The 14,221-nt window shown below is 52.1% G+C and carries 15 protein-coding genes; 11 read left to right on the top strand and 4 right to left on the bottom strand.

Annotation, left to right across the window (positions count from 1 at the left end):
- Positions 1-29: 29 nt before the first annotated feature.
- A complete protein-coding gene (locus tag NTV65_08425) occupies positions 30-881 on the bottom strand; it encodes a 50S ribosomal protein L11 methyltransferase (protein MCX6115221.1) in 852 nt (283 codons plus the stop codon).
- A gap of 9 nt (positions 882-890) precedes the next feature.
- Positions 891-1,217: a thioredoxin gene (trxA, locus tag NTV65_08420; GenBank protein MCX6115220.1), complete on the bottom strand. Its 327-nt coding sequence runs from the start codon at positions 1,215-1,217 to the stop codon at positions 891-893.
- Positions 1,218-1,543: 326 nt separating this feature from the next.
- On the opposite strand from trxA, the gene NTV65_08415 reads away from it, so the two are divergent.
- Positions 1,544-2,398, top strand: coding sequence for a radical SAM protein (locus NTV65_08415; GenBank protein ID MCX6115219.1), 855 nt, complete (start codon positions 1,544-1,546; stop codon positions 2,396-2,398).
- Positions 2,399-2,506: 108 nt separating this feature from the next.
- A complete protein-coding gene (locus NTV65_08410) occupies positions 2,507-3,757 on the top strand; it encodes an acetyl-CoA C-acyltransferase (GenBank protein ID MCX6115218.1) in 1,251 nt (416 codons plus the stop codon).
- A 12-nt stretch (positions 3,758-3,769) separates the two neighbouring features.
- Here the strand turns inward: NTV65_08410 and NTV65_08405 are convergent, their stop codons facing one another.
- A complete protein-coding gene (locus NTV65_08405) occupies positions 3,770-4,207 on the bottom strand; it encodes a glycine zipper domain-containing protein (GenBank protein MCX6115217.1) in 438 nt (145 codons plus the stop codon).
- Between the two features lie 424 nt (positions 4,208-4,631).
- On the opposite strand from NTV65_08405, the gene NTV65_08400 reads away from it, so the two are divergent.
- Together NTV65_08400 and NTV65_08395 are read left to right on the top strand one after the other, a co-directional pair.
- Positions 4,632-5,495 (top strand): flagellin, encoded by an 864-nt coding sequence (locus NTV65_08400; GenBank protein ID MCX6115216.1) that lies wholly within the window; start codon positions 4,632-4,634, stop codon positions 5,493-5,495.
- A gap of 615 nt (positions 5,496-6,110) precedes the next feature.
- Positions 6,111-6,971 (top strand): flagellin, encoded by an 861-nt coding sequence (locus NTV65_08395; protein MCX6115215.1) that lies wholly within the window; start codon positions 6,111-6,113, stop codon positions 6,969-6,971.
- A 70-nt stretch (positions 6,972-7,041) separates the two neighbouring features.
- Here the strand turns inward: NTV65_08395 and NTV65_08390 are convergent, their stop codons facing one another.
- Complete coding sequence (locus tag NTV65_08390; GenBank protein ID MCX6115214.1) at positions 7,042-7,845, bottom strand: hypothetical protein; 804 nt, start codon at positions 7,843-7,845, stop codon at positions 7,042-7,044.
- 394 nt (positions 7,846-8,239) lie between these two features.
- Between NTV65_08390 and rpsB the strand changes: the two genes are divergently transcribed.
- From rpsB to dxr, 7 genes are all read left to right on the top strand, one after another.
- On the top strand, positions 8,240-9,157 hold the full coding sequence (gene rpsB, locus NTV65_08385) for a 30S ribosomal protein S2 (protein ID MCX6115213.1): 918 nt from the start codon (positions 8,240-8,242) through the stop codon (positions 9,155-9,157).
- Between the two features lie 126 nt (positions 9,158-9,283).
- Complete coding sequence (gene tsf, locus NTV65_08380; GenBank protein ID MCX6115212.1) at positions 9,284-9,940, top strand: translation elongation factor Ts; 657 nt, start codon at positions 9,284-9,286, stop codon at positions 9,938-9,940.
- Between the two features lie 22 nt (positions 9,941-9,962).
- Complete coding sequence (pyrH, locus tag NTV65_08375; protein MCX6115211.1) at positions 9,963-10,694, top strand: UMP kinase; 732 nt, start codon at positions 9,963-9,965, stop codon at positions 10,692-10,694.
- 28 nt (positions 10,695-10,722) lie between these two features.
- The gene (gene frr, locus NTV65_08370) at positions 10,723-11,277 is read left to right on the top strand and encodes a ribosome recycling factor (protein ID MCX6115210.1); all 555 of its coding nucleotides are present in this window, start codon (positions 10,723-10,725) and stop codon (positions 11,275-11,277) included.
- Between the two features lie 17 nt (positions 11,278-11,294).
- Positions 11,295-12,122, top strand: coding sequence for an isoprenyl transferase (locus NTV65_08365; GenBank protein MCX6115209.1), 828 nt, complete (start codon positions 11,295-11,297; stop codon positions 12,120-12,122).
- A gap of 1 nt (position 12,123) precedes the next feature.
- The gene (locus NTV65_08360) at positions 12,124-13,029 is read left to right on the top strand and encodes a phosphatidate cytidylyltransferase (GenBank protein MCX6115208.1); all 906 of its coding nucleotides are present in this window, start codon (positions 12,124-12,126) and stop codon (positions 13,027-13,029) included.
- A gap of 5 nt (positions 13,030-13,034) precedes the next feature.
- The gene (gene dxr / locus NTV65_08355; protein ID MCX6115207.1) at positions 13,035-14,207 is read left to right on the top strand and encodes a 1-deoxy-D-xylulose-5-phosphate reductoisomerase; all 1,173 of its coding nucleotides are present in this window, start codon (positions 13,035-13,037) and stop codon (positions 14,205-14,207) included.
- Positions 14,208-14,221: the final 14 nt, after the last annotated feature.

Genomic DNA, 14,221 nt, shown 5'->3' with positions numbered 1-14,221 from the left:
GCCAGCCAAGCAAGAGAAAATTGTGTTAGTTATGAGTTGCACCTTAAAACTAAACAGATCCAACCCGAGTCCGAGAGCTCCTGTTCTAGAATCCAGCCGTGCTTTGAGCTGTATGTATCTATTACATGCTCCCACATTAATTCCGTAATCCCTGAAAGTATAAGAACGCATCCTGGTGCCGCCAGTCGTGTCACCTCTGCGCTAAGGGTAACGAGCGCCTCTCCGTAAAGATTAGCTAGGATAAGCGGAAAGGATTGGGTAATGGTTTGAATCGGATCGGTCGAGGCGTGAACTAATTCCTGAACCCTGTTGAGAGAGATATTATCAAGGGCGTTGTTAATAGCGAGTGGATCATTATCGATAGCTATTACCTGAGCGTTAAATAACTTGGCTGCGGCGATGGCTAGAATGCCGCTGCCGGTGCCGAGATCAAAGACCGAGCTAAATGTCTGAGAAGTAGAGATGCTACTTAGTAGCGTTAAGATCATCCGTGTTGTGGCGTGATGGCCCGTGCCAAAGCCGAGCCCAGGTATAATCTTGAGCGCATCCGAATCAACCTGACGTGGATCTTCGGCCGATTCTACCGGTACGATCTTTAGTTTTCCGGCCTCAAGTGGAAGCCATAGTTCGGGACACGCAGCCGACCAGTTTTTCTCCAAAACCTCCTCGCGCGATAGCACGTCGCAGCCGAGCTCCTCTGCCGCGGCAATTATGTGTAGCATCGAGTTGGCATTACCCTCAACGAAGCAGCAGATCTCAGGTGCGAGCTCAATGCTGGTGCCAACAGCCCCGGCCTCGATTAGCGTAGCGCAGATCGAATCAAGCTCATCAGTACTGAGCTGTGAGTCGTTAGGTGTGATAGTTATTTTGTACCAGGACATTTGGGGCTACTAAAGCACCTTCTTAATCTTCTCTATAAGTTCATTCTTTGGAACTGCACCAACAACCCGGTCAACCTCAACCCCACCCTTAAAGATGATTAGATTAGGGATAGCACGGACGCTATACTGCGAGGGGCTTTTTGGATTTTCATCTACATTGACCTTATAGATGGCCACCAGGCTACCAAGCTCTGTTGCAATCTCTTCCAGTACCGGAGCGATGCTCTTGCATGGGCCGCACCACGGCGCCCAGAAATCAACTACAACCGGTGTAGTTGCCTTAAGTACCTTATCTGCAAACTCTGCATCCCCAATCTCTAAAACATGACCGCTCATGGAAACTCCTTTTAAAAAACTTACTTATGCGTACCTACGCTCCACCTATATCGTCTGTGTAATGCCCATAAGGGCGGTCCTGACCGCAAGTGAGTAGAGCGGCCGTGGTGCCGCCGGCCGCTCAGCCGTATGGGGATTATTCAACAAGGTGCCACGGGAAGTAAATGCCCCAAATTAGAGCTTCGACTCCAGTTAGGGGCACAGGGCTAGCTAACTTTAAGCAATTTGAACCTATTTAGCCCTATGCGGCTTCTTAAGTTTAACGGAGTTAAAGTTAGACTCTGGCGCAGGGTACTAAGTTTATAAGGCATAATAAGGGGGGGGCTATGAGCAAGCTACTGCAAACTACGGGACTTAAGTCCAGTTATCCGATCCTTGCAGTTGATTCGTATGAGCGCGGTATCTCCATTGGCAGGATTGATCGCTGCGAGGATGGGCTTGATTTACAGATTGATGGTGAAAAGAGAGCCTTGATGCCACTAAGAAGTCGGTATGTGATGCGCTCAGGTGAGCCGCTAGCGGATCTTGAGCGTCATTTGGAGCGACTCTCCTCTCAGGGAGAGCTGCGACGTGCAACGGTAGTTTTCGGGGTAACAACTGACCCCTTTCATCCCTTCGATCAGAAGTTTGCGAGCAGTATGAAGTTCCTCGAGCTCTTTGAGCGCTATGCTCCTGGGCAGTTAATTATTCAGACCCGCTCACCCCTGGTTGTGATCGGATTGCCGGTGCTAAAGCGGATTAAGCAGAGCGTCTGCGTAACTATAGGGATCGAAACTCCGCTAGAGCAGGTGCATCGACGTTACACCCCAGATCTTCCAACGATTGAGGAGCGCTGGAAAACTGCACGCGCATTACGCCGCTTCGGGATCAGGGTGGGTATTCAGGTTGCACCGTTACTGCCTTACGGAGACTGGCGGGGCAGCGCCAAGGCCTTTGCTTCTGAGTTATGCGAGAACGGGGATTTTGTGACAGTTCGCTCAGTAGTGCAGGGCTGTGGAACCGCTAGAGCCACTACCCCGATAGCTAGGAAGCTGGCGCAGGATAGGCAGTTCTTCTGGTTACGACACGATACGCAGACCCCCCTAGTTGATGCGATTCAGGAGATCTCAGCCGAGCACCTGATTCACCCAGCATCAATGGAGCCCCAAGATCCTCAGATGAAGTTGTTTGGGCGGGGGTAGGGAATTATGGAGACCGGCCCTTTCATGGCCGTTATTTTCTATCTATAGCCCGCCACCTCTATACGCTACACTAGCGCTAAAATTGATCAGATTAGTGTGGGGTACGAGATGAGGGTAGCGATAGTTGGTGGGGTTCGAACCCCCTTTGTAAAGGCGGGCGGGGCGTTCTCGCGTTATTCGGCGCTTGAGCTTGGCAAGCATGTTGTTGTCGGCTGCGTTGAGAAGCTTGGGCTCGATGCCGCCCAGATTGATGAGCTGTATTTCGGTACAGTGCTGCTCGATCCCCGTATACCTAATCTAGCTCGCGAGATAATCCTGCGCTCCGGATTGCCGAAGTCTATTAACGGGCACTTCGTTTCTAACAACTGCATTACCGGATTGCTGGCAGCCAATGCTGCGTATGAGGCGATTAAATCAGGCCGCATCTCGTGTGCTATTATCGGCGGCAGTGAATCGATGTCGCAACCGACCCTGACCTTTCCCAGAAGGGGTGAGGAGCTATTTATTCGCATGAGTCGGGCGCGCTCACTCGGCCAGAGGCTTGCACTATTGGCTAAATTCCGCCCTGGGTTTATCGCCCCCCAGGCCCCAAGCCCCAAGGAGCCCTCAACCGGGCTAACGATGGGGCAGCACTGCGAGTTAATGGCGCAGGAGTTTAAGATTAGTAGAGAGGAACAGGACGCCCTGGCCCTGAGGAGCCATAGAAATGCTGGCGAGGCCCGTAGTGCTGGGGAGCTTTCCCAACAGATCCTAGCGTTAGGAGATGTGGCTGAAGATAACCTTATCCGCGCAGATACAACCCTTGCAAAGCTGCAAGCATTGCCTGCGGTCTTCGATCGCAGCGCGCTTGGTACGATTAGCGCTGGGAACGCTAGCGCACTTACCGATGGGGCTTCGGCTGTTTGCTTAATGTCAGAGAAGATGGCGCGTGAGCAGGGCATGCCGATCCTCGGTTTTATCGATGGTGTGCAATTTTCCTCGCTGCCCCCCGGGGATGGCCTCCTGATGGCTCCGGCGCTGGCCTTGCCTACACTCTTTAATCGCCTCGGGCTTACGGCTGCACAGGTCGATATATTTGAGATCCACGAGGCCTTTGCCGCGCAGGTGTTGTGTAACCTCAGGGTCTGGAAAGATGGCTGGCCTCGTTACGCAACGGCCGCAGTGCTTGGTGCAATTCCGCAGGAGAAGATCAACGTGCTTGGAGGTTCTTTAGCGCTCGGACATCCCTTTGCCGCTACCGGAGGCCGATTGTTGCTCAATACCTGCCAGGCCCTGCGCAACCGTAACGGTAGAAGGGGCGCTATCAGTGTCTGTGCTGCTGGGGGTGGAGCTGCTGCGCTAGCGATCTCAGTTGAGTAGGGGGGGGTGTGGCTAATATCGATAGTCGTTACGATCGTTGTTATTTTTAGGCTCGTACCCGTCGTTGTAGTCGTAGCGGTCCCTATCGTTATAGCTGTCGTTCGAGCGACCCCGTCTAATATCATCGATCTCCCGTTGCTGACGGCGAATCTCTTCTTGTTGTCTGCGTAGCTTCTCATCCTGTTGATCGGTGCGGTCCTCTTGGCGATCAGATTGTCCACCGATTAGCGCGCCTCCAAGCGCACCTGCCGCAGCTCCTACCGCGATACCACCACCGGTATTACCGGTCTGGTTTCCGACGATAGCTCCGAGTCCAGCTCCAAGGACCGAGCCGGTTAGGGCACCGGTCTCAGCGCCTGAAAGCTGCGGGCCGTTTTGAGAGCATCCGCTTATTATGACCGCGAGAGCTAGAGTTGTAAGGATGGCAGCACTTTTATTGTTTATATTCATAACAGCTATAATTATCTCTTGATATCTTTAGCAGCGCAACATGGTAGCTGCACAGACAATTGCCTCAAAGCATCTGCTACTTTTTATATCTATTTGAAACAACTAGATCTTTAAGGTAAATCAAAAAACACTCAAGCTCTTACAAAAAGTAGCCGTATGTACTTGTATCGGGGACAGCTTCCCCGAAAGTCGTAGCAGCTGTTGCAGTATCTTCGCTGAGTCTTGCAGTTGCAGTACCCAAACAATCGTGTTCCAGAAGTTAACTATTTCGTAGCTGTTTCCGCATTTGAGGTCTACTTGACAAAGGCAGACCTCTAAGAGCGGTAATCGTTGCGGTCGGTGTTGTAGCCTTACGACAATTAGTCGTGGGTTCCTGTCAAAGGATTGATGGGGAAACACCGAATATTTCAAGGAGGAAATACCTGTGTCAATAACTATTAACTCGAACTTGGCGTCTCTAAGAGGTCAGAGACTCCTATCCAATTCGTCCGAACAACTAACCCAAGTATACGCCAAATTGAGCTCTGGGCAGCGTATAAATCGGCCAAGCGATGATGCTGCCGGTTTAGCTATCGCTGATTCCTTGAGAGCTTCTCAGCGTGTAGCGACAGTCGCGGTCCGTAATGCACAAGACGGAATCTCGACGATCACTATCGCTGATGGTGCACTTAGCCAGATCGGCCAGGTGCTTACTCGATTGGCGGAACTGTCTGAACAGGCAGCTAACGGAACGTACTCGACTCAGCAGCGCTCTGCGATGCATAGCGAGTTCATAGCGTTGGGCTCTGAAATTGAACGTATCGCTACAACGACAACGTTCAATGGAGTGGCTCTACTCTCCGGTAATTCGCAGCTTGTTTTGCAGGTTGGGTTTGATTCAAAGTCAACGTCACAGATAACTGTAAGCCAACTGACTGGAACCCTTGCTGGGCTCGGTCTAGCAGCTTCGGGTGTATCTGCGATGTCGTACTCCATCACTGGAGATACGGCAGATGTTGCGCAGTCTGCAGCTAGGTTCGCACTAGAGGGTGTAAACGGTGCTATCTCATCGCTTACAAACCTTAGAGGAACCCTAGGAGCTGTAGAATCGCGACTCCTAACGACCATTAATAATCTCTCTGTTGCACGCGAAAACTTCGCATCTGCAGAGAGCCGCATCCGCGACATAGATGTCGCTGCGGAGGCTGCTGAGTTAACTCGACTCAACATCCTACAGCAGGCTGGTGCTGCCGTACTCGCTCAGGCGAATGCGCAACCACAGCTAGCACTTCAGCTCCTACGAGGATAATAATTGGGGCGGCTGTTCAGATCTGAACGGCCGCCCCTCGTTGTACCAGTAGGATTCACCCGTTCAGAGAAGGTTTGTCTGAGGAGCTCCCTGAGAAATAGAGGGAGTCGCTACGGGTACGTACAGAATTTGTGAAGTACTTGGATACGGAAGTAGACAGAGGCGTGACCACCCCGGGGAGCCGGGCCGGGAGTTGCTTAATAGAGAACTCACAGGCAGTTGCCGGGTCGGTACACGTTGTTTGTCCCTAGAAGTGGTCAAGTCCTTTGTCGTGGGGTGTGGGCTTCTCCCACACCCCTTTTTTAATCGATGAATTTCAGCTCGTTAGCCAACCTCTCTGACCCCCCTCATTTTTAGTTAAAGAATAAATCAAAAGATGCCGTAGGTATCTTTGAAGCAGTTGTAGTGTTGCAGTAAAAAGGTTGTACAGAAGTTTGATTTACTGAGGTCCCCAAAGTGGTTCTTAGCAGTTCTGATTTTGTACTCCTCCATAATTTACAGGGCAGGGATGTTCTGTAGAGATTCGGCGCATACATAACGGAGATAGCCTTCGGCTCTCTCCGCTGCCTACGGGAAACCGTGCATAGTGCCAATTTGTTCAAGGAGGAATAAGGCATGGCTATTACATTAGGCAATAATATCTCGTCTTTGCGAGCGCAATCGCGACTAGCAAAAACTGACCTTGCGTTAAACAAAACCTACGAAAAGTTAAGCTCCGGTCTTCGGATCAATTCAGCGAGTGACGATGCCGCAGGCCTCGCCATCGCTGATGATCTGAGAGCGAAGATTCGCATCGGTCAGGTAGCGGTGCGAAACGCAAACGACGGCATATCAACGATAGCGATCGCAGACTCTGCGCTGGGGGAGGTCGAAGGTGTGTTAACACGCCTTGCAGAGCTCGCGCAGCAGTCTTCAACCGGTACGTTCTCGTCGACTCAGCGTTCTGCGCTGCAAAGTGAATTTACGGCGCTTAGCTCAGAAATTGAGCGAATCGCGGTAACCACTGAGTTCAACGGGATAAAGATCCTGTCGGGCTCAACCAGCATAACGTTGCAGGTTGGATTTGATTCCGCCTCGACATCCCAGATTACGATTAATAACGTAACTGGAACGTTGGCGGCGCTCGGCTTGGCAAGTTCTGGTTCCTCGGTTCTGACCTATTCGCTTAATGCGAGTAGTCTTGAGCTGAGCCAGAGCGCGTCGCGCATAACGCTCGATGCAGTAACTGGCGCGATTCAGTCGCTAGCTCAAACGCGGGGTTCGTTGGGAGCTATTGAGTCTCGGTTGCACTTAGCGGTGAGTAACCTCTCAGTTGCACGTGAGAACTTCGCCGCTGCTGAGAGTCGCATCCGTGACCTCGACATCGCTGAAGAGGCGGCAAACCTGACCAGACTGAACATTCTCCAGAATGCTGGAGTGGCTGTTCTTGCTCAGGCTAACCAGGCTCCAGCGTTGGCGCTCAAGCTCCTAAGTTAATTGGGAGTGTAGGGCGGGGTATGAGCCCTGCGCGGGAGTAATCCTGCGCGGGGCTCATCTTTTTCGTGTATTAATGACCCTTAATCGTAATATGCGAGCCCGGGCGCGGCTTGCGGTAGGTGTGCCAGGCCGAGCCGCCACGCTGAAAAATCTCCCAGTACTTACGCGAGTGTCCACTTGAGCCGGGAGAGAGAGCGATATCGCCCTCCTGAACATTGAAGCTTCCGGTCGCAACGGTAACAGCCATCTCGACACCGTTAATCGAAACGAGCAGACGTTGACCGGGGCGCAGGTCGCAAAGTTCAGCATCGCCGTCCCTGATGGTGGTTTTAAGGTTACCAAATGAGTCTATATAGCCGACAGCAGAGAGCGGAGTGGCTGGGATAACAGTGTGCGGATCGAGCTGCTTTAATAAAAAGCCCCGCTCTTCACGCGCGGCGCGTCCGACTAACTGCGGAAAGTTATCCCTTGAACGGAACTGAGAACCGCTACAGTCAACGGCTATCGTCCAGAGCTCCGCCAGATCGTCGCGTATAAACGAGCAGGAGTGCCCTGCATTTACCGCCAGCACCCTGACCCCATTTTTAAGTACGCCGTATAGAAAACCCTCACCCTCGTTATTGACGCGCGCCTCGCTGCGATCCTTACGGGGAGCACAATTGGCGTAGATTAGGGTTTCGCTAGGTCTTAGGGCGGTCGACTGCATACCGAGTTGAGCCATAACGAACCCCGTCGATATCGTATCAAAGGATACAACGGAGGTAACGTGCCAGTGATAGTCGCCCGGGATCTGAGCCGCTAGGGCAGAGACGACCTCTGCGCATGCCAAATCACCCGGGGCGTAATCCAAGATCATGTGAATTAATTTCTGCATAGCACCTACCACTCCGTAATAGTAATTAAAATCCGCAGCGACTTGGCTAAAAGCCTCGTTGGGGTCGGTTGTTTCGCCAACATAACCCGTACAAATGTACCAAAAGAGAGATCCTTAGTCGCATATATCTTCAATCTAGAGCCGTAACTTGTTAGTCTAACCAGTTGAAATGCGGTAACATAACGGTGAGATAATGCAGATTATAGGGAGCGAGCGCCGGGGTATTGGAATCTTCCCTCCAAAAGTTGGCAGTACAACCCTAACGGTGCTATAAGGCTCGACAATTATCGCACCCGCATCGGTCTTAGTGCTTCGTAGATTGCGCTCCTTAGGAGTACAGTCTTCGCGGTCAATCGTGCGGGGAGGTCAAACTAAGACAACATAAAGGTAAAAAATGACAATTAGCAAGGACGCACAGCCGTCTGTTTCACCACTTCCGTCAACTGCTTCAGCAGTGCCGTCTCAAGCAGCAGCAGCTCCAATATCTGCAAGTGAGCCGAGACTTCCAATAACAATTAAAAATTTAATGGATGCCGGCGCACATTACGGTCACCAGACACAGCGCTGGAACCCTAAGATGCTTCCATTCATCTACGGCGCTCGTAACGGTGTACATATTATCAATCTCGATCTGACCATGAAGAAGTGGGAGATCGCTCGTAAGTATATCCTTGATCGCATAGCACTTGGCGGAAATATACTCTTCGTTGGAACGAAGCTTCAGGCTAAGGACATCATCCGTGAGGAGGCGATTCGTTGCGGAGCTTTCTACATCGCATCTCGATGGTTAGGTGGATGCTTGAGTAACTTTCAAACGATGAAGCATTCGATTGAGCGCATGCGCAAACTTGAAAACATGCTCGCTGAGGCAGCAACAGAGAACTCAAAGATACGCCTCACCAAAAAGGAGCGCCTAGATATCAGTCGCCAGGTTGGAAAGCTTGAGACCAATCTCGGTGGTATCCGTAACATGAGGAAGATTCCTGACGTTATTTTTCTAGTCGATGTGGTGAAAGAGGAGATCTCTATCGCCGAAGCACATAGACTACACATCCCAGTAGTGGCGCTCGTTGATACCAACGCAGATCCAGGAGAGGTCTCCTTTCCGATCCCATCAAACGATGATGCATCGCGCACGATCCGGCTCTTCGTAGCCGCAGTAGCAGATGCTGTTATTGAGGGTAGGGCGATCTATCAGGCTCGTGGAACAGCAAATGGTGGACAGAACGGTGGAGAGAGTAGCAAGCACAAGGATTCAGCTAACGGCAGCCACGGCGCAACCGTAACTGAGGGTGGCGCAGCTCTCGCATAGTTTTTAAGGGGTACCGCCCCCAGTTTCGACATATGTAGCCAGTTTTTGGCGCATGCGTTTGGGACTGGGGCGGATGCTCAAGCACCGATTGAATTTTCTTTTCTTCCATAGTTAGGAGTAATAGGTATGTCACAGATAACAAGTGGTATGATTAAAGAGCTTCGCGATATGACCGGAGCAGGGATGATGGATTGCAAGGCGGCTCTCAGCGAGGCTGAGGGCTCTATAGACAAGGCCATAGAGGTTCTTCGCAAGAAGGGGTTAAAGGATATTGAGAAGCGCTCCGGTAAGACCGCAGCCGAGGGCAGCATGGGTGTTTACACTCACCCAGGAGATCAAGTTGTGGCGATCGTAGAGCTTAACTGCGAGACGGATTTCGTTGCGCGTGGTGATGAGTTCCGCGCCTTGGCGCGCGATTTAGCTATGCACGTTGCCGCAATGAAGCCTACATATCTGTCGGTAGAGGATGTTCCCGAAGAGGTGCTCGCAAAAGAGCGTGAGATCCTGCTTGAGCAACTTAACGAAGAGCAGAAGAAGAAGGCTGATCGCATACTTCCCGGCAAGATTGAGAAGTTCCTTGAGGGCGCGGTGCTACTGCGTCAGATATTCATCAAGGATGAGACCGATTCAAAGACCATCAAGGATATGGTTGATGCGTTCGGTATACGGTGCGGTGAGAAGGTTTCATTGCGTCGTTTCTCTCGCCTTGAGATTGGAGAGGGTATCGAGAAGGTGCAGAGCAATATCGCTGCTGATGTAGCGGCGATGGTTGGAGAGCGATAACTATCATTCATAGGGATTCAGGATGGTAGAGATTCAGGAAGCAGGGGTAAAGTATAAGCGGATAATGCTTAAGCTCAGTGGCGAGATACTAGCCGGAGAGAACTCCGGCGGTATCGATCCAGATATCCTGAATCGGCTCGTAGCGCAGATCCGCGAGGTAAGTAGACTCGGTGTTCAGATCGCTATCGTAATCGGTGGCGGTAATATCTTTCGAGGTATTCAGGCTGGCTCGCAGGGGCTCGATCGTATCACCGGCGATTATATGGGCATGTTGGCAACCGCCATCAATGCACTCGCCCTGCAGGACAGACTCGAAGCTGAGGGGGTTGATACCCGCGTACTTTCTGCTATCGAGATGAAGGAGATCTCTGAGCCCTACATCAAGCGCCGCGCAACCCGACATCTCGAAAAGGGGCGGGTCGTTATCTTCGCGTGTGGCACCGGGAACCCATTCTTTACGACCGATACAGCAGCGAGTCTGCGTGCCATGGAGATGGGGGCCGAGATCCTGCTTAAGGGTACCAAGGTAGATGCAATCTACGACTGTGATCCGGTTAAGAACAAAGATGCGAAGCCCTTTACCAAGATATCATTTATGGATGTGTTGCAGCGGGGATTGCGGGTGATGGACACCGCCGCTATCTCTCTCTGTATGGATAACAACCTCCCTATAGTTGTCTTTAATGTGGGAGTTGAGGGTAATTTACGACGGATTGTGTGTGGTGAATCGGTGGGTACGCTTGTTCAGGGGTAGTCGCTGTTACTGAGGAGACTAAAATACTATGAGTTCTCAATTTGATAACTACAAGGCGCAGTGCGCCAAGGCGATAGAGCACTTCAAGAGGGATCTTGGGCGGTTGCGTTCGGGGCGTGCAACTCCAACTTTGCTTGAGGGGCTACAGGTAGAGTACTACGGCTCTATGGTTCCCCTTCAGCAGCTCGGTCTTGTAGCGGCACCAGAGTCGCGCATGCTCACCATACAGGTTTACGATGCGAGTGCGATTGAGAGTATCGAGAAGGCTATTCGACAATCGGAGCTTGGCTTTAATCCATCGCGTGATGGGGGGCTAATCAGAATCGTTATTCCAGCCCTGAATGAGGAACGTCGTAAGGATCTGATCAAGAAGGTCAATAAGATGTCGGAAGAGACCAAGATCTCTCTGCGTAATCTCCGTCGTGATGAGGTAGAAAACGTTAAGAAAAAGACCAAGGCCAAGGAGATGTCTGAGGACGATTCCCGCCGCGCTCAGGAGGAAATTCAGAAGATTATCGATAGATTTATCGTCGACGTTGATGCTGCTGCCGCAAGCAAAGAGAAGGAGTTGATAGAGGTCTAGCCCTCGTCAGATATCTTATGAGCAGTAACGTAAACGATGCGAGCTTTGCCACTGCAGCAGATAAATCAGTGCTGGGTAATTCAGAAAAGGGTGAGCCGGTTGAGTCTAGTCCTATTCTGGCTCTGAAGGTCGTTCCACGTCACATAGCTATCATCATGGATGGTAACGGGCGCTGGGCGAAGCGCCGGTTTCTTCCCCGTATCGAAGGGCACCGTAACGGCGCCAAGAGTGTCCGTGCCGTTGTAGAGGAGTGCCGCCGCCTAGGGGTGCGTTATCTGACACTATTTGCATTTTCGACCGAGAACTGGCGGCGTCCTCAGGAGGAGGTCGGTGGGTTGATGGGTCTCTTCGTTCAGTACCTTGAGGGCGAGCTTGAGCTGCTGCTTAAACATGATATTCGTCTGCGTGCTATGGGGGACCTAGCACGCTTGCCGCAAGCGGTGCGCGAGATTCTTGAGCGCAACGAGCAGCGGACCAAAGATCTTACTGGAATGGAGCTAATACTGGCGGTATCGTACGGTGGTCGAGATGAGTTGGTGCAGGCTGTTAAGAAGATCGGGCGGGGGATAAAAGCGGGCGAGATTAATCCGGAGGATATCACCGAGGAGTCTTTCTCAAAGGCGCTCTACCTGCCGGATGTTCCGGATCCTGACCTTCTGATTAGGACCAGCGATGAGACTAGAATCTCTAACTTTTTGCTGTGGCAGTTGGCATACTCTGAGATAGTAGTTTCGCCAGTGTTATGGCCGGATTTTTCGCGTGATGAATTTCATAGGTGTCTGAATGTCTTCGCAGGACGTAATCGTAGATTCGGGCTCACGCAGGAGCAGATTAAAGGGGCGTAGTATGAACCTTAATCTCTTCTCGTTTGAGCATAGTGGTGGGCTAAAAGATCGTCTACTGACGGCGCTAATCGTGCTTTCAGTTGCGCTAGCACTTTCGCTACTGGCGATCTATCTGCCCTATGGCCGGCTGCTGTGTGTGGCGTGGGCCATGACGGTGGTGGTGGTAAGTATATTTGAGGTGGTACGGCTCTTCGCACGTAATAACGACACCCTGGCATATCGACCCTTGCACGCTATTATTGTTTACACAGTGCTTGTGTTGCCCGGTCTTGCTGCGGCAAGCGTTGCAGCAACGAGCGTTTTTGGCTACGCAATCGATTGGACTCTGCTCTATCTCTCGCTTCTAGTTGCTGGGGTGGGTCTGGTGATAGTGCAGGTGTTTGAGGGACGAACGCAGCTCGATAACGCATCCCGTTTTGCTGAACGGTACGGAGTGGCGTTTTTGTTACTAGGCGTCTGCGCACCACAACTTATAGTACTAAGCGCGTTACCTAATGGGGTGCAGCTTGTATGGTGGCTCGCGGGGGTAGTTGCGCTCAACGATACGAGCGCTTACTTCGCTGGGCGCGCCTTTGGACGCCATACGATGGCGCCTGCGCTCTCGCCCAAGAAAACAGTGGAGGGTATGCTGACCGGTCTCGTTGTTGGAGCACTAGCCGGCGTAGTCTTATGGAGGTTCCTGTTGGGAGATGGAGTATCGACTGGAAAGCTTGTTTTTATCTCGCTCTTAGCAACTCTCGCGGCGCAGGCCGCCGATCTCTCTAAATCGTACCTAAAGCGCTTGCGTGGTGTTAAGGATACGGGGGCCTTCTTTCCTGGGCACGGCGGAATTCTCGATCGATTTGACGGCATGATCGGGGCCGCTCCGGTAGTTTTGGTAGCGCTGGCGCTACTTGGGGGGCTTTAGTAGCCATGAAACGGATCGCGATCCTCGGTTCAACCGGTTCGATCGGAAGATCTGCGCTGGAGGTAGTGCGGAATCATTCAGAATTCTTCTCAATTGAGCTACTCGTTGCAGGGCAACAGCACCTTGAATTAGCACAACAGATCCGAACTTTACGCCCGGCCATAGCGGGGCTCGCTAATCGTGCCGCTTTTACAGAGCTCTGCCGCGAGTTGGGGGTATCGGATGGGGCATCCCACTGGCAGGACACGCAACTTATCTGCGGAGAGGATCAGATCCTCTCGGCGATTAAGTCCTGTAAGGCCGAGGTCGTGTTGGCCGCTGTTGTTGGAATGGCCGGATTGTCTGGCGTGCTGGCAGCGCTAGAGGCTGGCAAAGACGTAGCGCTTGCTAATAAGGAGAGCCTGGTTGTTGCAGGGGCCCTGGTGCTTGAAAAGGCGCGCCAGAGTGGTGCTAGGATTATCCCCGTTGATAGCGAGCACTCCGCTATCTTTCAGGTGCTACAGGGGGCGCGGCGCTCGGAGCTCTCATGCTTAATCCTAACCGCCTCCGGTGGACCGTTTCTCCATACGCCGCTCGATCAGTTTGCAGGGATAACTCCAGAGCAGGCCCTTAAGCATCCGCAGTGGAGTATGGGGGCCAAGGTAACGATTGACTCGGCTACTATGATGAACAAGGCGCTGGAGGTGATAGAGGCGCGCTGGCTCTTTGATATTTCAAGCGCTGCAATCGAGGTCCTGATTCATCCACAAAGTATCGTGCACTCTATGATACGGCTCAGAGATGAAACGATTCTAGCACAGCTATCACTCCCCGATATGAAGGGGCCCATAGCCTATGCGCTGCGGTACCCAGAAGATCGTCTCCCTGGCATAATGCGTCCATTGGATCTTACAAAGATTAGGGAGCTGACCTTCCTACCGGTAGATGACGAGCGTTTCCCAAGTATTAAACGCGCGCGCGCCTGCCTTGAGGGAGCAGCCGGTGCCTGCGCCGTTCTTAACGCTGCTAATGAGGTTGCGGTTCACCTCTTCCTGAGTCATCGTATACCCTTTACCTCGATTCATATTATCATAGAGCGGGCCTTAGAGCGCTTTGGGGATATGGGGTATGAGTCTCTAGGGGAGCTTATGGAGCTCTGCGCAACGGTCAGTGAGTGGGCGCAGCAGCAGGCGAGTTAGCGATATTTAATTGT

Source organism: Pseudomonadota bacterium (genome assembly GCA_026390555.1).
Lineage (GTDB): Bacteria > Bdellovibrionota_C > UBA2361 > UBA2361 > OMII01 > OMII01.
The sequence above is the reverse complement of the archived record's forward strand: the minus strand, read 5'-3'. Positions and strand labels throughout refer to the sequence as shown.